The organism is Rhodococcus sp. BP-261, assembly GCF_019835205.1.
In the GTDB taxonomy this organism is placed as follows: Bacteria; Actinomycetota; Actinomycetes; order Mycobacteriales; family Mycobacteriaceae; genus Rhodococcoides; species Rhodococcoides kyotonensis_B.
In genome coordinates this window covers 1-19,141 of record NZ_JABUCO010000009.1, presented here as the reverse complement: position 1 = coordinate 19,141, position 19,141 = coordinate 1, and the positions used below count along the sequence as shown (strand labels likewise).

The following is a 19,141-nucleotide window of genomic DNA, read 5'->3' as shown; positions in this document are numbered from 1 at the left end:
GTATTCCGGCGAACGGGACGAGGGGGCTATCGGCGTCGCCCCGCACGCCACCCGCGCTTGACAGCCCCGTCGACATCGTCGCCGTCGTTCGGCTCGTCGGCGTACACGGCATCGCGCCGGACCTCCAGTGAGTCGAACACCTGCTGGTAGAGCAGGGAGTGCACACGCTGCACCTGTGGGATGTCGTCGAACTCCAGTGGGTCGTCGGACGCGGAGGCAATGATGAGGGTGCCTGTTCCGAGCATGCGGTCGACCAGCCCGTGACGGAACTGCACGTTGCTGATGCGACCCATCGGAATGTCGATGCCCGAGTGGGTGATGACGCCCTGCCGCACCAGAACTCGGCGATCGGTGACGATGAAGTGCGTGCACTGCCAGCTGATCAGCGGAGCGACGGATCTCCAGCCGACGACGATCACCCAGATCACCGCGGTGACGATCGATGCGACGGTCGCAGCGGTTCCGTCGAGACGTGCCGAGATGACGCCGATCGCGAACCCTGCAACAGCGGTGACGGCGATGAACGTGAGAGCGGGCAGAACCAGCATCTTCCAGTGAGGGTGGTGATGCAGCAGCAATTCTTCCTCGTCGGCCAGCGCATCCTGCGGGTAGCCCATCGCTCTCACTCCTCGGGTGATTTCTCGTCCTTGTGAGGCGATCCTTCCACGAGTTCGGGCCCGTCGGTCTCCGGCGCAGGCGGCGACGCGGTCGACTTCTCGGGTTCGGGCGGCGGCCCGCTCGAGACGAGGACGTCGACCCACCTGGTGGCCGGGTCGATGTCGACCAACAACGCTTTGGCCATCAGCGTCAGCGGGATCGCGAGGATCGCGCCCAGGGGTCCGAGCACCCACGACCAGAAGACCAACGACAAGAACGTCAACGTCACCGACAGCCCGACGGCGTCGCCGACGAATTTCGGTTGGATGATCGACTGGATCACGACGTTGACGACGCTGTAGACCACGATGACGGCGATCATCAGCTTCGGCCCGCCCTGCAGGAGTCCGATCAGCGCGGGCGGGATGAGTCCGATGACGAAACCGATGTTCGGGATGTAGTTCGTGATGAACGCGAGCAGGCCCCAGAGAACCGGGAGCGGTATGCCCATCGCCCACAGCGCGCCCGTGTCGATGACGGCGACGATGAGTCCGAAGACCGTCGACACGACGAGATACGTACGGGTTCCGGACGAGAACCTGCGGAACGCGTCGGCGATGTCCGGACGCGTGCGCAGCAGTATCGCTGTCCGCGGAGTGTACGAACTGGCGTCGACCGCCATGAACAGCAGAAGGACGAGCACGAACAACAGGTTCGAGAAGATCGACAACGCCCCGGTCAGAATGCCGTCGACCAACCCGAAAATGGTCGACGCGTCCAGCTTCGACAGCAGGTCGTGAATCTGATCCTGACCGATGCCGTTGTCCGACAACAACTTCTGCACGTCCGCGACCAGACCGTCGAAGTCGTCGGCGTAGGTCGGGAGCAACGTGGCGAGCCGCGCGGTCGAGAACACCAACGACAGGACGAGGATGCCGAGGATCGCGTACACGACGAGAATCGCCAGCACGGTCGCGATCCAGTTCGGCACCCCTGTGCGACGCAGCCACTCGGGAAGCGGATGGACGACGACGGTGAGCATCAGGGCGAGGAAGGTCGGCCCGACGACCCCCGCGAACGCGCGAGTTCCCGCGACGGCGACGACGAGCGCCGCGATACCGAGCAACACGATGACTCCGCGCGGCATCGACCACGTCGGCGATTGCGGCTGTGCCATGACTCCCCCCGGGGCACTCGAGAAACGCAGCACCGACAGACGCTGCTCCAGGCGGCCGGTCCGCACTCAGTGTCGCCGCACCCTCTCGCCGCACACATCATCCGGTACGGATGATGTGTGCTCTAGCCCGCTGCTCGAGAATGGGAGACAACTTCGAAAGGGGCGAAGCACATGAGCGAACAAATCAAGACCGAAGGAGCCAGGCCCAGGGGCAACCACCAGGCTGCCGCAACAGGGGGATCGATCGCGGCGGCCATCATTCTGCTGACGGTCGGAGTTCTGTCCATCTTCCAGGGCATAGCCGCCATCGCGAAGGACGACCTGCTGGTCGTCGGATACAACTACACCTACGAGTTCGACATCTCGACGTGGGGCTGGATCCACCTGGTCGTGGGCGTCCTGCTTCTGCTGGCCGGTATCGGATTGATGTCCGGTGCGACGTGGGCACGGTTCGCCGCGATCGTGATCGCATCGCTGTCGATCATCGCCAACTTCCTGTGGCTGCCGTACTACCCGCTGTGGTCCATCCTCATCATCGCCATCGACCTGGTCGTGATCTGGGCGGTCGCCACCTGGGAGCCGGCGCGAGCCCAGACACTCTAGGAGTCGATCTTTCGTCAGTCGGACTCGATGGCACGGAGATGCGTCACGTCGCCCGCGGCGACGGGTACCGGTTTGCCGGTCTCGTCGTCGCGGACGACTATGCGCCCTTGCTGATCGACGTCGACCGCCTCGCCGAGTATCTGCTTGTCACCCGGAAGTTCCACGCGGACGCGACGGCCCACGGTGTCGCACCGTTCGCGATAGCGGCTCGCGAGGTGGTCGGTGTTCCAGCCCGAGTTCTTCCACGAATCGACCTCGGCGCCGATACCCCGCAGAATCGCACGCAGGAGGGTGTCGCGGTCCGTCACGGCAGCGTTCTCCAAGGCGAGGGACGTGGCGGTCGGGACCGGCAGCTCTTCCTGCGTCATCGAAACGTTCAGACCGATACCGACCACGATGGCAGGTGTCTGCCCGTGGACGGCCACCTCCGCCAGAATGCCCGCGACCTTACGGCCACCTACGAGAACGTCGTTGGGCCATTTCAACGCCGCGTCGACGGCCGCGACAGTACGCAACGCGTCGACGACGGCAACTCCGGTCAGAAGCGGCAGCCACCCGAGAATCGACGGGTCGATGCCTGGGAATTTCACGAGAACCGACATCAACAATTGTGAACGCGGTGGACCCGAGAACGACCTGGAGTGCCTGCCGCGACCGGTCGCCTGATGCTCGGCGACGAGTGCCGTCCGGTCCGCGAGGCCGGCCGCATTCGCGATCAGATCGGCGTTCGTCGACCCCGTCTCATCCACCACATCGAGCCTCGACCAGGAAGCTTGCGGTCCGTCGACGAGAGCGCGCCGAAGTGCCGAGACGTCGAGTGGGGGTCGATCGAGATTGGTCCACATGATTCAAGAGCATATTGCCCCGTCGAACCCGTCGATTTTCGTACTCGTCGGTAGCCTGCCGGAAGTGCATCGAACGCGCCCCTCGGTCGGGATGCACATCACAGCCGTGGTTAAAGTGTTTGCCCATGACCAGTGTCCAGGATTCGACTGCGCAGGGTTCGGCCGCCACGCCCGACATTCACACGACGGCGGGCAAGCTCGCCGACCTGCGTAGCCGCCGCGAAGCAGCGATGGCACCGTCCGGCGAAGCCGCGATCGAGAAGGTGCACGCCAAAGGCAAGCTGACCGCCCGCGAGCGCATCCTCGCGCTGCTCGACGAGGGCTCGTTCGTCGAAATGGATGCGTTGGCCCGCCACCGCTCCCAGAACTTCGGCCTCGCCGACAACCGCCCCTTCGGCGACGGCGTCGTCACCGGCTACGGCACCATCGACGGCCGCGACGTCTGCGTCTTCTCCCAGGACGTCACCGTCTTCGGCGGCTCCCTCGGTGAAATCTACGGCGAGAAGATCGTCAAGGTCATGGACCTGGCCATCAAGACCGGCCGCCCGCTCATCGGCATCAACGAAGGCGCAGGCGCCCGCATCCAGGAAGGCGTCGTCTCCCTCGGGTTGTACGGCGAAATCTTCCACCGCAACGTCCAAGCCTCCGGCGTCATCCCCCAGATCTCACTGGTCATGGGCGCCGCCGCCGGCGGACACGTCTACTCCCCCGCCCTGACCGACTTCGTCGTCATGGTCGATCAAACCTCCCAGATGTTCGTCACCGGCCCCGACGTCATCAAAACCGTCACCGGCGAAAACGTCACCATGGAAGAACTCGGCGGCGCCCACACCCACATGGAGAAGTCCGGTGTCGCGCACTACGTCGCCTCCGGTGAACAGGACGCACTCGACTACGTCCGCGACATCCTGTCCTACCTGCCGAGCAACAACCGCGCCGAAGCTCCCCGCTTGGCCCCCTCGGACCCGATCATCGGCGGCATCGAGGACAACCTCACCGCCGAAGACCTCGAACTCGACACCCTGATCCCGGATTCGCCGAACACCCCGTACGACATGCACGAGGTCATCCGCCGCATCCTCGACGACGAATTCCTCGAAGTCCAAGAAGGCCGCGCCCGCAACATCATCGTCGGCTTCGGACGCGTCGACGGCCGCTCGGTGGGTATCGTCGCCAACCAGCCCACCCAGTTCGCCGGCACCCTCGACATCGACGCCTCCGAGAAAGCCGCACGCTTCGTCCGCACCTGCGATGCGTTCAACGTCCCCATCATCACCCTCGTCGACGTCCCCGGCTTCCTCCCCGGCACCGGGCAGGAGTTCAACGGCATCATCCGCCGCGGAGCGAAACTGCTCTACGCCTACGGTGAAGCGACGGTCGGAAAGATCACCGTCATCACCCGCAAAGCCTACGGCGGCGCTTACGACGTCATGGGCTCCAAGCACATGGGCGCCGACGTCAACCTCGCCTGGCCCACCGCACAGATCGCCGTCATGGGCGCCTCCGGCGCCGTCGGCTTCGTCTACCGCAAACAGCTCCTCGATGCGGCGAAGAACGGCGAAGATGTCGACGCGCTGCGCCTGAAGCTGCAGCAGGAATACGAAGACACCCTCGTCAACCCGTACGTCGCCGCCGAACGCGGCTACCTCGACGCCGTCATCCCACCGAGCCACACCCGCGGTCAGATCGTCTCCGCACTGCGTCTGCTCGAACGCAAACAAGTCACCCTGCCCCCCAAGAAGCACGGAAACATCCCGCTATGAGCGAGAACACCACAGAGGCCACCGATGCACAGGCTGTACAGGAGGTGCAGGCGGCTATCCGCGTCGTGAAGGGCAATCCTTCCGATCAGGAGATCGCAGCGCTCGTGACGGTTCTGGCCGCGGCCGCCGGGTCGTCGACACCACCGGCGGACACTCGTCCGCGCGAGCTGTGGGGCACGCCCGCGTCGATGCATCGGACGTTCGGACCGTTCTCTCCGTACTCGTACGCGGCGTCGCAGCGGTACTGACCTCAGTGACGCGTTTCGTACTGGCATCGGCGTCGCCCGCACGCCTGGAGGTACTCCGGCATGCGGGCGTCGAGCCGGTCGTCCGTGTGTCGGGCGTCGACGAAGATGCGCTGACGGCCGAGCTCGGTGACGATCCTGCACCCGACGACGTCGTGGTGACGTTGGCGCGCGCGAAAGCCGAGGCCGTCCTCGAGGAATTCGACGACGCCGTCGTCGTGGGTTGCGACTCGATGCTGTCCATCGGCGGGGTTCTGTACGGCAAGCCGCACACCGTCGACGTCGCTCGTGAGCGCTGGGCGCTCATGGCAGGCAAGTCCGGTGATCTGCTCACCGGCCACGCCGTCGTGCGCGTCTCCGGTGGTCGTGTGGTCGCGGTCGCTGCCGAATGCAGCTCCACGACAATCCATTTCGCCGAACCGTCGGCCGGGGATCTGGAGGCCTATCTGGCGACCGGAGAACCGTTGTCGGTCGCGGGGGCTTTCACGCTGGACGGGCTCGGCGGTTGGTTCGTCGACCGGATCGAGGGAGATCCGTCCAGCGTCATCGGTATCGGTCTGCCGCTCGTCCGTCGGCTGCTCACCGAAGTAGGAACGTCGCTGGCCGACATCTGGTCGTCAGCCGACCAGTAGCCCACTGAGCTCGCGTGCCCATTCCTCGGCCTGCGCCTTGGGCTTGACGTTGGAGCTGCTGTCGTGACGCGCGTGCTCGTGCACCTGCTCGGCTCCGAGTTCGACCAGCTTCTCCGCGATGATCTCGCCGCCGCGGTTGAAGGTGTCCTCGTACACGCGGTCTCCGAGACCGAACAGGGCGAAGCGGAGACCCTTCAGGTCCGGCGCGTCCTCGTCGAGCGCCTCGTAGAACGGCACGGCTCCCGTCGGCAGTTCACCGTCGCCGTAGGTCGAGCAGATGATGACGTGGAAGTCGTTCACGTCGATGTCCGAGACCTCGTACTCGAGCATGTCCCGAACCTCCGCGTCGTGGTCCGACAGGACCTCCGCGATCTTGTCCGCGACTTCCTCTGCTGTTCCGGTCTCAGAACCGAACAACACGACTACTGCCATGTTCCAACCCCTTCTCGAGCGCACTAGCTTCATCCACAGCGGAATCGGTGGACAAGCATAGCCTCACCAGAACTCGGGAGTCAGCTCCCATCGATGGCATTCTGCGTCGACCAACGCGCGCAGATGTGAGCGCGTCGGAAAGCGGTCGGGATCGAGACCGGTGACGCACAACGTGGCGCGCTCGCCCGAGGTGTTCCACCAGACGCTCACGCCGCCCTTGGTTCGACGCAGCAACTCTGCGGTGGTGTTCTGGGTGATGGATCGCATCGCGACCGACCGTGCGTCGACGTCGCCGATTCTGCGCAGCATCTCCCCTCGCGACCCGAGATTGGAGCACAGACACAGCGGCGCGGTTCCCGACGCTGCCGCCTTCTCGACGATCGCGTCGGGCAGCATCTGCATCAGCGGCTTGGTGAGGTCGAACGTCGATCGGGTCGCGTCGGACAACGTGGTGAACGCCGCCTTGCTGTCCCGGCGAATGGGCCCGAGATCGGTGCGCCATCCTGCGCCTCCGTCGACGTGGATGGACACACCGGACGTGGCGTTGGCGCGTACGTCTCCCGGGACCCGTGTACTGACCGGGAGGGCCACCTTGACCGTCTCGGACTCGTCGACGCGGCCGCTGGACGTCAGAATCCCGAGAGCGACTGCTACGAGCAGACTGTTGGCGCTACCGCCGACCGCTCGGGCCGCTTCGTTCCATCGAGCGGTATCGCAGTCCACGACGACGGTGCTCGGAACGAACGGCCCCGTGATAGATGTCGCAACCGCAGACACGGTCGTCCGGGCGACCGCGGTGTTGCGCTTGTTCTTCGTGAAGTCTCGCGCAGTCCGTCCGACAGCTCGGACTGCACCCGTCGCCGCCGCGGCGATCTGACCGACCGCGTCACGGACATCGTGTGTACCCGCGTGGTCCCAGGCCGTCCGGAAGTCGTCGGGCTCGTCCGGGCCCGCAAGCGCCGCGATGGCCGACGACGTCAGCGCACCCCCGTCACCCACGACGTGCGATGCCACGAGCGACACGACGCTCCCGCCGTCGTCCAGCCTCGCGGTGGCGAGCTGCCACACCGGGCCGTTCACCGGATCGAGCCGGACCGCCGCGCGCTGCTGCATCCACTCGGTGACGTCGGCTCCGGCGACGACCGCGGAATCGACGAGCAGCGGTAGCGACGGAGCGTCCGCACGCACCCACTTGTCACGCGCACCGGGAACCGAGACGCGGTGGACGGTCCGGTTGATCGGGCCCGAATCGAGGCGCAACCACATCTCGTTCAGCGCTGCGTCGGCGACAGGTCGATCGAACCGCCACACGATCTGATTGACGACAGGTACGTCGAGAACGCATTCCATACGGAGGAACAGATCGTCGTCGTAGGTGAGTCGGTTCACGCGAAAAAGATTAGCGTCGATACCACGACACCGCTCGGCCGGCGCGTGCGTTCACCCAAAGACATGCTGGCCGTTGGCCTTACACCCAGCTCGCGCACATGCTGATAGGTTGCGAGGCGCGTCGGCACACTGCCGCACCACCGCGCGCCGGCCGAAGGGATACGTCGATGAGGTTCGTCCTGCCGTTCACCGGAAGTCGTGGTGACGTGCAACCGGGTCTCGCGCTCGGCATCGAACTGGCGGACCGCGGTCACGACGTCGTCTTCGGCGCGCCGCCCAACCTCTTGGCCTTCGCGACCGCGGCGTCGTCACGCGTGTCAGCCGGACCGGGCCGAATCACGGTGCGCGCGTTCGGCCCCGACACCAAAGCGGTACTCGAATCCGAATTGGTGCGGGTGCGCTTGAAGTCGCGCAATCCCCGTGTGCGGTTCGCCGCACTGGCCGAACTGGCCAACCTCGGCTGGGACGAGATGGTGTCGGAGCTCGCGGAGATGTCCGGCGGCGCCGACGCCCTCGTCACCGGGACTCTCGGCCAAGAGATGACGTTCAATATGGCTGAGGCGCTGGGTGTTCCGTTCCTGGCGTTGCACTACTGCCCCGTCAGACGCAACGGCTCGATGTCGGTTGCACCCGGCAGGCACCTGCCCTCCGTCGTCAACAAGGCGACGTGGTCGCTGCTGGAGACGATGCGGTGGCGGTCGATGCGTCGGCGCGAGAACGCACAGCGCACGGCGCTCGGCCTCCCCGACGCGACGCAGGCATTGCCGGAGCGCATCGCGGCGTACGGCGGCATCGAGATACAGGCGTACGACGGAGCGCTGTTCCCCGGTCTCGCCGAGGAATGGGGTCCGACGCGGCCGTTCGTCGGATTCCTCGAATTGTCCTCGCGACAAGCGTCTCTCGGTGCCGACGTCGGTGAGGAATCACCGCTGCGCCGCTGGATCGACGCAGGCCCTCCCCCGCTGTACGTCGGGTTCGGGAGCATGCCCGTGCCCGATCCCGCGTCGTTGGTCGATCTCGTCGCCGACGCGTGTGACCGCACCGGACAGCGCGCGCTGATCAGCTCGGGGTGGAGCGCCCTCGACGAGAGCATCGACGACGGATCGCCGGTCGCCATCGTCGGGCCTGTCGACCACGCATCCGTGTTTCCATTGTGCCGTGCGGCGATTCATCACGGCGGGGCCGGCACGACCGCGGCGAGCATCCGCGCGGGCCTGCCGACGATGGTGTGCTGGTTCAGCGCGGATCAGCCTTTCTGGGGTGCAGCTCTCGTCCGGCTTGGCGCAGGAGTGTCCTCCAAGTTCTCGCGCCTCGACTGCCGCGAACTCACCGAGGCGATCCACTCGTTACTCACCGACGACACGGTCTCGGCAGCCGGCGCCCTTGCGGCCGAAGCGATTCCGGCCCAGCAGGCACTGAGCACGGCTGCCGACCTCGTCGAGTCCGCCGCCGACGGGAGCAGCTCGATCACCAGAACCGGCAGGTGATCTTCCACCGCCGGAGAACGTCGGCGACGATTTCGCGCATCTGCTCGTCGCTCGTCATCCGATCGGGATCCATCCCGTGCACCGTGATCGTCACGGAATCCGCCGTTTCGGTGGCCCACGCCGTCGAGCCGCCACCGAGCGTCCTGGCGAAGGCGGCGTCGGCACCGTGGAACGTCGCGCGCGCCGCGACGCTGCGCGCACGGATTCCTCCCAGTGTCGTCACGTCGTCCGGCAGCCGACCGAGACTGGAGCACAACCCTTCCGAACCGTCGGACGGCTGCCGCAGGCGCGACACGACGACATCGGGAAGCATCTGAACGAGCGGAAGCGGTATCGCCGCGGCAGTGGAACCACCTTCTCCCGCGGCCTGACGCGCTGCGAAGTCGACGAACGCCGTCTTGCTCGCCTTCCTGATCCGCGTCAGATCACGGTCCTCGGCGCTCGCGACGGGCACCGACACCGGCACGATCTTCGTCGAGTTGGCCGACACGTCGTCGATGTCGCGGGTGCTGTACGGGAGAGACCATCGCAGCTCGTCGCCCGGCTGCGCTCGTCCTGCGGCTTCCGACACGGCGGTCAGGACACCGATCAAGAGCGAGTTGGAGGTCCCACCCCACTCGGCGGCGGCCGCATTCCACTCGGCAGCAGGACATTCGACGACGACGTACGGCGGGCTCCACGCTTCGATGTTGGCTTCGACATCGCTGCGACGCGGCTTCTCGCGCGCAGGCGCGGGCGGCGTCGCGTCCCCACCCCGTACGGTCGACACGAGCTTCGACGCCGCCCACGACGCGATCGGCTTCATCTGCGCCACGGAGTCGGAGACGTCGTCGACGATCCCTCGGACGACGGATGGCTCGACGCCCAGGTCGGCGGAGGACACGCTCGCAGTATCGCGATTCGCCTGCCGGACGGCGGCGATCGTCGCAGCGCCGTCCGCAACCATGTGCGAGCACACGAGCGAGACGACCGTTCCGCCGCCGACGACGGGTGCCGTGGACAACTGCCACCCCAGTCCACGTTCGGGATCGATGTCCTCGCTGATCCGTTGCTCCGCCCAGCACCGAATGACACTCGGGTCGATCGGAACGGAGGCACGGTCGATCGGCAGCGCGTCCGCCGACGCCGTCCACCGATGTCGCGCAGTGGGCAGAACCGGTGCGCTCACCGTGCGCGACAGCAGCCCCGCAGACAGATTCCGGTGGAACGAATCCAACGCGGCGCTCGGTAGTCGATCTTGAAACCACCACACCAACTGATTGAAGACTGGATTACCGATTCCGTGATGCATTCTGAGGAATAGGTGATCGGCGAATCCGATTCGAGTCATCGGCAAAATGTACTACAGCGTCTCGCCGAAATGTCTCCGGAGATTTCGTCGCGCGAATAACGCGCGCCCGGATATCACGTCGCAGACATACAATTCGGAGCTGCGCATCGGATGGATCGGTGGTCCGCGGAATTATGTGACAGGTCCTCGCACCGAAGACCTCGGAAGGTGACCCTCGACTCTGCGATCGGCGAAATTTACTGTCCGTTAACCTGTTTCGGACTGCCGAAAGCGCTTCGTGGGCGGCTGCACCACTCGCTGGAAGGGTCAAGCTTTTCGTTCCGTGACGAACAACACTCTCGTGCGATGCGAATTATGCACCCGCTCGACTTAGTGTGTTCGTGGATCGCACGTCGTGAACGCCGATTGTTCACGGCTGATTCGTGCACGTCGATTGATGAAGAACCGCATTCGGCCGCGTCGGGGCGAATCGAATGCGTATCGACGAATACGACAGGCTTTCGGACCACCGCCACGCTTTCAGACCACTGCCACGCTTTCAGACCACTGCCAGCGACGACTGGCCTAGCTCGGAATTGGACGACACCCGATGGAATACACCGAACTGGCCGATTACCCGTTGCCCGCCGGGCGACTGAGCGAATGGGTTCCCCGAGTGGTCGACGAGGCCGCGTGGCGTCAGGACGATCGCGGCATGTCCTTCACCCACGAAGACCACGCGGGCCGCGGCAACGACGGCTCGTGGATCGGCACGGTGTTCGAGATCCACCGTCGCTACGATGTCGAGGCCGTCAGGCGCACCATCGTCGCGTACATCGATCGGCACGAAGCGTTCCGCACACGCGTCGAGCGCAACGCCGATTCCGGGGCGTGGCATCGCTACACGGTTCCCGTCGGTGCAGTGACGGTCGCCGATCGTCACGACGAGAAGCCGAAGTCCGAGACGCAGGTCTTCGAGCACCTCGAGTCCTGGTTCAGAGACGTCGTCTCGCCCACGACGTGGCCGCACTTCGTGCTGGCGACGGTCGTACCGGAACCGCACGTCGCAGCCAGCGCGCCTCAGCAGGACAAGTTCCTCGTGATCTTCGCCGCCGATCATTCGGTGATGGACGCGTACAGCCAGATCTACGCCATCAACGAAATCGACCGCCTGTACGCACAGGCGTTGGACGGCACCGAGCACAACCTTCCCGCCGTCGGCAGCTACGTCGACTTCTCGGCGAGCGAGCGTCTGCTCGGAGAGTCACTGACCGCCGAGCACGACGCGGTCCTGGCGTGGGAGCGTTTCCTCGCAGCCGAAAACGGCCGCTTCCCGTCCTTCCCGCTACCCCTGGGCTCCGGCTCCGCCCCCACGAACCTCGCGACGCGCCAGAGCAGCGTCTCGTCGTGGTTGCTGACCACCGCGCAGGTCGAGAAATTCAACGCGGTCTGCAAGGCGGCGGGCCACAACATGCAGTCCGGTGTCCTCGCCGCACTCGCACTCGTCGGCGCACGATTGAGCGGCAACGACAAGTTCCGCACGATCATGCCCATGCACACCAGGTCGGAGGAGCAGTGGGCTGCGAGCGTCGGCTGGTACGTCGGCATCCTGCCCATGCAGATCGACCTCGGCGACGCCGGAACGTTCGCCGAAGCGCTCGACTGTGCAGCGCGAGCAGGAAAGGAACACCGAGGTCTCGCGTCGGTCCCGTACTCGCGTGTCGCGTCGTTGCTGACGTCCACCGAGGTCCCGCGCTTCGTCGTCTCGTACATCGACCTGCGCTTCCTCCCCGACGCCGAGGAGTGGCAGGAGCGCAAGGGTCGCGCACTCCGTAGCGAGTGCCACGCCGAGGACGAGGTCTACTTCTGGGTCAACCGCACCCTCCAGGGTCTGAACATCTCGACGCGTTTCCCGAGCGGAGACATCGCGGCCACCAACGTCCACCGGTTCATCGCCGAATTCGTCTCGGTCCTGATGGCGGTCATCGAAGAGCCGACACACGAACTCGACGCGATGGTCGAGACCGTCGGAGCAGTCGGCGACTGAGTCGTCGCACCCAACCGACCAGCCACCAGGAGGAGAGAACGCACGCATGATCATCACCGCGATGAGCAACTGGAAGCCCGCACCCGGACTGCTACTGGAGTGGCATCCGACGCCGGAGGCTCTGGCTGCGGCGGGATCGGCGCCCGTTCACCCGGCGCCTCCGTCGTTCCTCCAGGAAGACCACCTGCGTGCGGTCGCCGCGGCAGCGGCGCGCGGCGACGATCATCATGCGTACACCGGTGTAGCCACCGAGATCGACGGCGTCCTCGACCGCGACGCGCTCTCTCGCGCACTGTCCGAGTACGTGCTGCGGCACGAGCTACTTCGATGCTGGTTCGACGTCGAGGACGGCGCCGTGACGCGCCGTCTGGGTTCCTCGGACGTCGCGTCGTTCGCGCCGTCGGAAGCGGGCACGTTCGAGACGGACGCCGAGTTCCAAACCTACGTCCGGGCCCGGTTCGGCTGCGAGGCAACGCCTTTCGAATGGCCCGGTTTCGTCGTCGGCGCGGTCGAGCGCGCAGGCAGCTTCACGCTCTACTACGCGGCCGATCACGCGTTCACCGACGGCGGTTCGCAGGCGCTCGTGATCAGCGAACTCGCCGATCTGTACGCACTCGAGATCGGCGAATCGGTTCCTGCACCGGCCGAGGCGGGAAGTCACCTCGACTACGCAGTCGACGAACGTGCTCGCGCAGCGCACTACGGTCCGACGTCGCCGGAGATTCTCGCGTGGAAGGAGATCTTCGCGAAGAACGCGGGCAAGATGCCACGATTCCCACTCGATCTCGGCCTCGCGGACGGCGAACGCGGACCGGTCAGGATCGTCGAGCGGTATCTGCTCGATGCCGACGCCACGGCAGCCCTCGACCGGGCGTGCAAATCCGCGGGAGCTCGCATCAGCAGCGGCGTGTTCGCTGCAGTCGCGATCACGGATTACGAACTCGCCGGAGTACGGGACTATTTCGGCATCACGGTACTCAGCACGCGCCATCTCGGTGACTACGGCCAGTCGCAGGGGTGGTTCGTGAACTTCGCACCTGTCGCGTTTCCCGTCGGCGACGCGTCCACGTTCGCCGACGTCGCGGTTCGAGCCCACGATGCGTTCGAGAAGTCCAAGCAGATCGCCGCCGCCCCGGTGCACGCGGTGCTCGGCGCTCTCGCGGCCGACGGAACCCTGGGCAGCGAGCTCGCCGTGAGTCCGAACATGCTGTCGTACATCGACTTCCGGTGGTTCCCCGGCGTCGGACGTTCCGCCGACGCCCGAGCCGAGCACTTCACCGGCGAAGGCACCACGGCGAACGCGTCCATGTGGATCAACCGCGACGCCGATCACTTCTATCTGTGCGCGCAGGTTCCGGACAATCCCGTAGCGGCGGCATCCGTCGAGCGCTACCACGCACACCTGCAGACGGTGTTCGACAGCATCGCGCGAGACGGCGATTACACGATCACGGTGCCCGAGGGCGTGGCGGCCGTCGCGGGGCGCTGAGCAATGCGCGTCACGTCGATCACCGAATACGTCGGAGCTGCAGGCACATACCTCGAGTGGCCGGTGTCGATCGGCGATGGAATGCACTCCGACGTCGCACCGTCGTTCAATCAGAGTTTCCATCTGTCGGCCGCGCTCGGGACCGGCACCGAGGACACGACGACGGTGTGGATCGCCGTCGCTTTCGACGTGCCGGGACGCATCGACGTCGACGCGTTGTCCTGGGCGTTCGAGCAATTCGTCGAACGACACCCGGCTCTACGCACGTCGTTCTTCGCCGACGACACGGGAGTTCGACGTCGCGTCCACGCCCCGTCCGAGGTCGAGGCCGGTCACCCGCAGCGGACGCCGATGCTCGACCCGTCGGAGCTCAGCACGCACGTTCGTGCGCGCATGAACGCCCTGTGCCACCCGTCCCGCAGCCCGTCGTATTCGCTTGCCGCCGTAGACCGTCCCGATACGTCGACGATTCTGTGCGGATTCGATCACGCTCATGTCGATGCCATGTCGATGACCGTGGCCGCCGAGGAGATCGCAGCGCTCTACGCATCCCGGCGTACCGGGCGGCCGCATGCACTCGAAACGGTGGGCAGTTTCGTCGAGTACTGCCGTGGTGAAGCCGACACGCCCGCAGCCGATCTCGCGGATCCGCGCGTCGCCGACTGGGCCCGGTTCGTCGACGAGTGCGGCGGCACCACGCCTGCGTTCCCGTTCGATCTCGGTGTGCCGCTGGGGCAGTCCGCACCACAGGCCACCGCCGTGCACACCATCGCGTCCGCTGACCGGGCCGAGCGTTTCGAGGCCGGCTGCCGTGACCTCGGCGCAGGAATGTTCACTGGTGTCGTCGCTGCGCTGGCGCAGGCGTCGTCGAACATCGGCGGCCCGAAGCGCTTTCCGCTTCTCTTCCCACTGCACACGCGTCGAGACCCGCAGTGGGCCCGAGCCGTCGGCTGGTTCACGACGAACGCACCCATGACCGTCACGGTAGGGGCCGATTTCGACGAAACGGTCACGAACGCCCACGCGTCGTTCCGCGCCGCGCTTCCCCTCGCGGCGGTACCGATCCCCCGCGTTCTCGAGGCTCTGGGCCAGAAGTTCCGTCGTACCCGCAACGACGTGTTCATGGTGTCCTACATCGACTATCGCGGCGTGCCGGGCGCAGATTGCGCACGCTCGAACGCGCACCACATCAGCAACGTCACGACGGCCGACGACGCACAGTTCTGGGTGTCGCGTACGAGCAACGGTCTGTCGCTCCGTTCACGATTCCCCGACACTCCCGAAGCCAGGCGCGTCGTCGAGAACGTCGCGACCGAACTCGCCCAGGTGCTCGCTGCACATGCCGTCACCACTGCCGACGTGGACGAACTCTCACTAGTCGGACCGACAGCCTAGGATCGAGAAGAGACAGTTCGGTTCCGATGACCCGTAGGAGCGAAGAAGACGTGCCCGTAGCAGCAGACCCCACCCCGACGTTCGGCGACTATGCGCACCCGGACCGCCTCGTGTCGACTCAGTGGTTGAACGCCCACATCGGCACGCCCGGTCTCAAGGTCGTCGAATCCGACGAAGATGTTCTTCTGTACGACGTCGGCCACATCCCCGGGGCCGTCAAGATCGACTGGCACGTCGACCTCAACGACCCGGTCACCCGCGACTACATCGACGCCGAGCAGTTCGCGGCGCTCATGAGCCGCAAGGGCATCTCGCGCGACGACACGGTCGTCATCTACGGCGACAAGAGCAATTGGTGGGCCGCATACGCACTCTGGGTCTTCACCTTGTTCGGCCACGAGGACGTTCGCCTGCTCGACGGTGGTCGTGACGCCTGGCTCGCCGAGAACCGCGAGACCACTCTCGACGTCCCCGAATACCCGGCCACCGACTACCCGGTCTCCCCGCGCAACGACGCTCCGATTCGCGCGTTCGCTTCCGACGTGTTGTCGAGCCTGGGAACCGTTCCTCTCGTCGACGTGCGGTCGCCACAGGAGTACACCGGTGAGCGCACCCACATGCCCGACTACCCAGAAGAAGGCGCGCTGCGCGGTGGCCACATCCCGACCGCCGTCAGCATTCCGTGGGCCAAGGCTGCAGCCGGTGACGGCCGCTTCCGCAGCCGCGCAGAGCTGGACGACATCTACTCCGACGTCGTGACGCAGGACGAAGTCATCGCGTACTGCCGTATCGGTGAGCGTTCCAGCCACACCTGGTTCGTGTTGACGCACCTGCTCGGCCACGAGAACGTGCGCAACTACGACGGCTCGTGGACCGAATGGGGCAACGCCGTGCGCGTGCCCATCGCCCGGGGCGACGAGCCCGGCGACGCACCTACGACGTCCTAGAACGAACTGCTGGAACGAGAGCCTGAAGTCATGTCGGATCTACCCGAATCGTTGGCCGAGATCGTCGAGGATTTCTCGGCGGTCGACGGTCAGGACAAACTGCAGCTGCTGCTCGAGTTCAGCCGTGAGCTTCCGCCGCTGCCTGCCCACCTGGAGCAGGCGGCGATGGAGCCGGTACCCGAGTGTCAATCCCCGTTGTTCCTGTCCGTCGACGCCGACGACCGTGACAGCGTCAAGCTGCATTTCAGTGCGCCCCCCGAAGCGCCCACGACGCGAGGATTCGCGTCGATCCTTCATCAGGGCCTCGACGGGCACAGCGCGAGAGAGATCATCGACGTTCCCGACGACTTCTATCTCGCGCTCGGACTGGGCGACGCCGTCAGTCCACTCAGGCTGCGCGGGATGTCGGCGATGTTGACGCGCATCAAACGGCACCTGAAGTAGCAAAGCCGTGTGCAGGACGACCCCGTGTACTGTTCGGGGTCGTCTTGATCGATACACCTGCCGATCTGTATGCTCGTCGGCGGTTCCGTGTCCAGCACAGTCTTCCGTGGCACTGCTCATCTGTGGCTCTGCCTCGTCGGTGCACTCGTAGTGAGAGTTGAGTTTTCGTCGGATGGAGTTCACCGAGCTGGCGGATTACGCCATTCCCGCCGGAACCATCACCGAGTGGATCCCCAGCGTGGGTCCGCACGCAACCACTCCTGCACTTGCCGGATGGCGGCCGGACGACCGTCCGACGTCGTACGTCCACGAGGCACACCTCCGCACCAGCCTCGCGAGCCCCAGGCGTGGACGGGAGAGCTGGCTCGGTGCCGCATTCGAGATGCCAGGCCCACTGAACAAGCCTGCGTTCCGTCGGGCCGTGCTGGCGTGGATCGACCGCCACGAGTCGATGCGGTCGCACGCGTCCATCGACGAGGAACAAGGAACGCTTTCGCGCGTCACCGCGGCCAAGGGTGCCGTCGACATCTGGCAGGTCGAGCAGGAGCCGTGCCAGCAGTCGAGCGAGGTCTTCGAGCACCTGCACTATCTGTTCGACGAATACACCTCCCCACTCGCCTGGCCTGCCTATGCGTTCGTGACGCTCGAGCCCCTGCCGTCGGACGGCGCATCCGGCACCGAGGGCAAGGTCGTCGTTTTCTTCGCCGCGGATCACTCGATCATCGACGGCCTGTCGACGGTCCTCGTCGCACACGAGATCACCGCGCTGTACACGGAAGCCACGGGCGGCCCGCCCGCTGCCTTGTTCGAGACGGGCAGCTACCTGGACTTCGGCGTGTCCGAGCGCAAGGTGCATGCGGAACTCGAGCACACGCACGATGCCGTCGTCACCTGGAGGCGGTTTCTCGACGAGGGGCACGGCGAGCTGCCGGCGTTCCCGCTCGACATCGGTGAGCCGAACAGCATCACGAGCCCGCAAGGAGGTCTCTCGGCGTGGATTCTCGACGCCGAACGCGCCGACGCGTTCTCGGTGGCGTGCCGCAAGACCGGGCACAGTTTGTTCTCGGGCTTGCTCGCGTCGCTCGCGGTGGCGAGCGCAGAACTGTCCGGTGAGACCGAGTTCCGAACCATCACTCCGGTGCACACGCGAGACCAGCCCGAGTGGGTGTCGTCGCTCGGATGGTTCGTCGGGCTGTGCCCGCTCTCGATCGACATCGCCGACGCCGACTCCTTCGGTGCCGTCGTCGCACAGGCGACCGAACAGGTGACGACGACGAAGCCGATCGCGCGTGTGCCACTCGATCGCGTCTTCCGCGCTCTCGGCACGTCGGCGACGCCTCGTTTCGTCGTGTCGTTCATGGACGTGCGCTTCGCTCCGATGGCCGAGCACTGGCACGACTGGAATGCACGAGCGCTGCGTAGCAAGCAGTACGAACACAATGTGTACATCTGGATCAACCGGACGCCCCGCGGCGTGAACATCGCTGCTCGCTACCCCAACACGGAGTTGGCGACGGCGAACGTTCACCGGTACGTCGGTGCACTTCGGCGCGTTGTCGACGAAGTGGTCGACACCGGCACGGCTTCCCTGCCCACCCGAGCAGGGCCCATTGCTACCAATCAGTAGCGTTCGTCGGGATTTTTGGGGAGCTTCCCGATAACCGCCATCCAGTTTCGGATGCAGGAGTGTCTGTGCTTACACTCCGAAGAGACGTCCGTACATCGTGTCGCAGTGATCTTCGCTCGAACAACTTGAAACCACAGGAGGCTCAGTGCCCAGCCATGCCAGTGCGCGTATCACCAAGGTGCTTGTCGCGAACCGCGGCGAGATCGCAGTCCGGGTGATCAGGGCTGCAGCGGACGCCGGCCTCACCAGTGTCGCTGTCTACGCTGAACCCGACGCGAACGCACCCTTCGTGCGCTTGGCAGACGAGGCCTTCGCCCTGGGCGGGCAGACCTCCGCCGAGTCCTACCTCGTCATCGACAAGATTCTCGACGCCGCCAAGAAGTCCGGCGCCGACGCCATCCACCCCGGCTACGGCTTCCTGTCCGAGAACGCCGAGTTCGCTCAGGCCGTCATCGACGCAGGCCTGATCTGGATCGGACCGTCACCGCAGTCCATCCGCGACCTCGGCGACAAGGTCACCGCACGCCACATCGCCACCCGCGCCAAAGCCCCCTCCGTTCCCGGTACCGCCGAGCCGGTCAAGGACGCCCAGGAAATCCTCGACTTCGCCGACGAGCACGGCCTGCCGATCGCCATCAAAGCCGCCTTCGGTGGCGGCGGGCGCGGCATGAAAGTCGCCCGCACCCGCGAAGAAATCCCCGAGTTGTTCGACTCCGCCGTCCGTGAAGCCGTCGCCGCGTTCGGCCGCGGGG

At 65.7% G+C, this 19,141-nt stretch carries 18 protein-coding genes; 12 read left to right on the top strand and 6 right to left on the bottom strand.

All coding sequences use genetic code 11. From position 1 onward, the window contains the following. Positions 1 to 26 precede the first annotated feature (26 nt). Both HQ354_RS12355 and HQ354_RS12350 read right to left on the bottom strand, forming a co-directional pair. The gene (locus tag HQ354_RS12355; RefSeq protein WP_068421564.1) at positions 27 to 617 is read right to left on the bottom strand and encodes a PH domain-containing protein; all 591 of its coding nucleotides are present in this window, start codon (positions 615 to 617) and stop codon (positions 27 to 29) included. 5 nt (positions 618 to 622) lie between these two features. Further along, on the bottom strand, positions 623 to 1,774 hold the full coding sequence (locus tag HQ354_RS12350; protein WP_068421567.1) for an AI-2E family transporter: 1,152 nt from the start codon (positions 1,772 to 1,774) through the stop codon (positions 623 to 625). A gap of 171 nt (positions 1,775 to 1,945) precedes the next feature. On the opposite strand from HQ354_RS12350, the gene HQ354_RS12345 reads away from it, so the two are divergent. Further along, on the top strand, positions 1,946 to 2,377 hold the full coding sequence (locus tag HQ354_RS12345) for a hypothetical protein (RefSeq protein WP_068421572.1): 432 nt from the start codon (positions 1,946 to 1,948) through the stop codon (positions 2,375 to 2,377). Positions 2,378 to 2,391: 14 nt separating this feature from the next. On the opposite strand, the gene HQ354_RS12340 is transcribed toward HQ354_RS12345, so the two are convergent. Beyond that, a complete protein-coding gene (locus HQ354_RS12340; RefSeq protein ID WP_068421575.1) occupies positions 2,392 to 3,222 on the bottom strand; it encodes a biotin--[acetyl-CoA-carboxylase] ligase in 831 nt (276 codons plus the stop codon). Between the two features lie 125 nt (positions 3,223 to 3,347). Here HQ354_RS12340 and HQ354_RS12335 point away from each other — a divergent pair, with 125 nt between their 5' ends. From HQ354_RS12335 to HQ354_RS12325, 3 genes are read left to right on the top strand one after another with little or no spacing between them, the layout of a single operon-like run. Continuing rightward, positions 3,348 to 4,985, top strand: coding sequence for an acyl-CoA carboxylase subunit beta (locus HQ354_RS12335; RefSeq protein ID WP_222634793.1), 1,638 nt, complete (start codon positions 3,348 to 3,350; stop codon positions 4,983 to 4,985). Beyond that, positions 4,982 to 5,233, top strand: coding sequence for an acyl-CoA carboxylase subunit epsilon (locus HQ354_RS12330; protein ID WP_114332798.1), 252 nt, complete (start codon positions 4,982 to 4,984; stop codon positions 5,231 to 5,233). Before HQ354_RS12335 ends, HQ354_RS12330 begins: the two co-directional genes overlap by 4 nt. Positions 5,234 to 5,238: 5 nt before the next feature. Then, on the top strand, positions 5,239 to 5,862 hold the full coding sequence (locus tag HQ354_RS12325) for a nucleoside triphosphate pyrophosphatase (protein WP_068429534.1): 624 nt from the start codon (positions 5,239 to 5,241) through the stop codon (positions 5,860 to 5,862). Here HQ354_RS12325 and HQ354_RS12320 read toward each other — a convergent pair. Both HQ354_RS12320 and HQ354_RS12315 read right to left on the bottom strand, forming a co-directional pair. Beyond that, complete coding sequence (locus tag HQ354_RS12320) at positions 5,848 to 6,294, bottom strand: flavodoxin domain-containing protein (RefSeq protein WP_068429536.1); 447 nt, start codon at positions 6,292 to 6,294, stop codon at positions 5,848 to 5,850. The two genes, HQ354_RS12325 and HQ354_RS12320, sit on opposite strands and share 15 nt — an antisense overlap. Positions 6,295 to 6,357: 63 nt before the next feature. Continuing rightward, entirely contained in the window at positions 6,358 to 7,683 is a 1,326-nt protein-coding gene (locus HQ354_RS12315) for a hypothetical protein (RefSeq protein WP_222634794.1), read from the bottom strand. Positions 7,684 to 7,850: 167 nt separating this feature from the next. Between HQ354_RS12315 and HQ354_RS12310 the strand changes: the two genes are divergently transcribed. Next, on the top strand, positions 7,851 to 9,170 hold the full coding sequence (locus HQ354_RS12310; protein WP_222634795.1) for a glycosyltransferase: 1,320 nt from the start codon (positions 7,851 to 7,853) through the stop codon (positions 9,168 to 9,170). Here HQ354_RS12310 and HQ354_RS12305 read toward each other — a convergent pair. Continuing rightward, positions 9,151 to 10,500, bottom strand: a complete 1,350-nt coding sequence (locus HQ354_RS12305) for a hypothetical protein (protein ID WP_222634796.1) — start codon at positions 10,498 to 10,500, stop codon at positions 9,151 to 9,153. The genes HQ354_RS12310 and HQ354_RS12305 overlap by 20 nt on opposite strands. Positions 10,501 to 11,050: 550 nt before the next feature. Between HQ354_RS12305 and HQ354_RS12300 the strand changes: the two genes are divergently transcribed. The 7 genes from HQ354_RS12300 to HQ354_RS12270 form a co-directional block, all read left to right on the top strand. Then, entirely contained in the window at positions 11,051 to 12,487 is a 1,437-nt protein-coding gene (locus HQ354_RS12300; RefSeq protein WP_068429540.1) for a condensation domain-containing protein, read from the top strand. A 46-nt stretch (positions 12,488 to 12,533) separates the two neighbouring features. Beyond that, the gene (locus tag HQ354_RS12295) at positions 12,534 to 13,976 is read left to right on the top strand and encodes a condensation domain-containing protein (protein WP_068429541.1); all 1,443 of its coding nucleotides are present in this window, start codon (positions 12,534 to 12,536) and stop codon (positions 13,974 to 13,976) included. 3 nt (positions 13,977 to 13,979) lie between these two features. Further along, positions 13,980 to 15,371, top strand: a complete 1,392-nt coding sequence (locus tag HQ354_RS12290) for a condensation domain-containing protein (protein WP_222634797.1) — start codon at positions 13,980 to 13,982, stop codon at positions 15,369 to 15,371. A 50-nt stretch (positions 15,372 to 15,421) separates the two neighbouring features. Beyond that, positions 15,422 to 16,318, top strand: coding sequence for a sulfurtransferase (locus HQ354_RS12285; RefSeq protein WP_068429548.1), 897 nt, complete (start codon positions 15,422 to 15,424; stop codon positions 16,316 to 16,318). A 30-nt stretch (positions 16,319 to 16,348) separates the two neighbouring features. Continuing rightward, a complete protein-coding gene (locus tag HQ354_RS12280; protein WP_068429544.1) occupies positions 16,349 to 16,762 on the top strand; it encodes a SufE family protein in 414 nt (137 codons plus the stop codon). 172 nt (positions 16,763 to 16,934) lie between these two features. Next, positions 16,935 to 18,389: a condensation domain-containing protein gene (locus tag HQ354_RS12275; RefSeq protein ID WP_068429546.1), complete on the top strand. Its 1,455-nt coding sequence runs from the start codon at positions 16,935 to 16,937 to the stop codon at positions 18,387 to 18,389. A gap of 145 nt (positions 18,390 to 18,534) precedes the next feature. Continuing rightward, the coding region (locus tag HQ354_RS12270) for a biotin carboxylase N-terminal domain-containing protein (protein ID WP_308115192.1) at positions 18,535 to 19,141 on the top strand (607 nt) is incomplete at its 3' end.

Coding starts and splice junctions, on each gene's coding strand:
- HQ354_RS12355 (WP_068421564.1), bottom strand. CDS start 617: ATGGGCTACCCGCAGGATGCGCTGGCCGACGAGGAAGAATTGCTGCTG.
- HQ354_RS12350 (WP_068421567.1), bottom strand. CDS start 1,774: ATGGCACAGCCGCAATCGCCGACGTGGTCGATGCCGCGCGGAGTCATC.
- HQ354_RS12345 (WP_068421572.1), top strand. CDS start 1,946: ATGAGCGAACAAATCAAGACCGAAGGAGCCAGGCCCAGGGGCAACCAC.
- HQ354_RS12340 (WP_068421575.1), bottom strand. CDS start 3,222: ATGTGGACCAATCTCGATCGACCCCCACTCGACGTCTCGGCACTTCGG.
- HQ354_RS12335 (WP_222634793.1), top strand. CDS start 3,348: ATGACCAGTGTCCAGGATTCGACTGCGCAGGGTTCGGCCGCCACGCCC.
- HQ354_RS12330 (WP_114332798.1), top strand. CDS start 4,982: ATGAGCGAGAACACCACAGAGGCCACCGATGCACAGGCTGTACAGGAG.
- HQ354_RS12320 (WP_068429536.1), bottom strand. CDS start 6,294: ATGGCAGTAGTCGTGTTGTTCGGTTCTGAGACCGGAACAGCAGAGGAA.
- HQ354_RS12310 (WP_222634795.1), top strand. CDS start 7,851: ATGAGGTTCGTCCTGCCGTTCACCGGAAGTCGTGGTGACGTGCAACCG.
- HQ354_RS12305 (WP_222634796.1), bottom strand. CDS start 10,500: ATGACTCGAATCGGATTCGCCGATCACCTATTCCTCAGAATGCATCAC.
- HQ354_RS12300 (WP_068429540.1), top strand. CDS start 11,051: ATGGAATACACCGAACTGGCCGATTACCCGTTGCCCGCCGGGCGACTG.
- HQ354_RS12295 (WP_068429541.1), top strand. CDS start 12,534: ATGATCATCACCGCGATGAGCAACTGGAAGCCCGCACCCGGACTGCTA.
- HQ354_RS12290 (WP_222634797.1), top strand. CDS start 13,980: ATGCGCGTCACGTCGATCACCGAATACGTCGGAGCTGCAGGCACATAC.
- HQ354_RS12280 (WP_068429544.1), top strand. CDS start 16,349: ATGTCGGATCTACCCGAATCGTTGGCCGAGATCGTCGAGGATTTCTCG.
- HQ354_RS12275 (WP_068429546.1), top strand. CDS start 16,935: ATGGAGTTCACCGAGCTGGCGGATTACGCCATTCCCGCCGGAACCATC.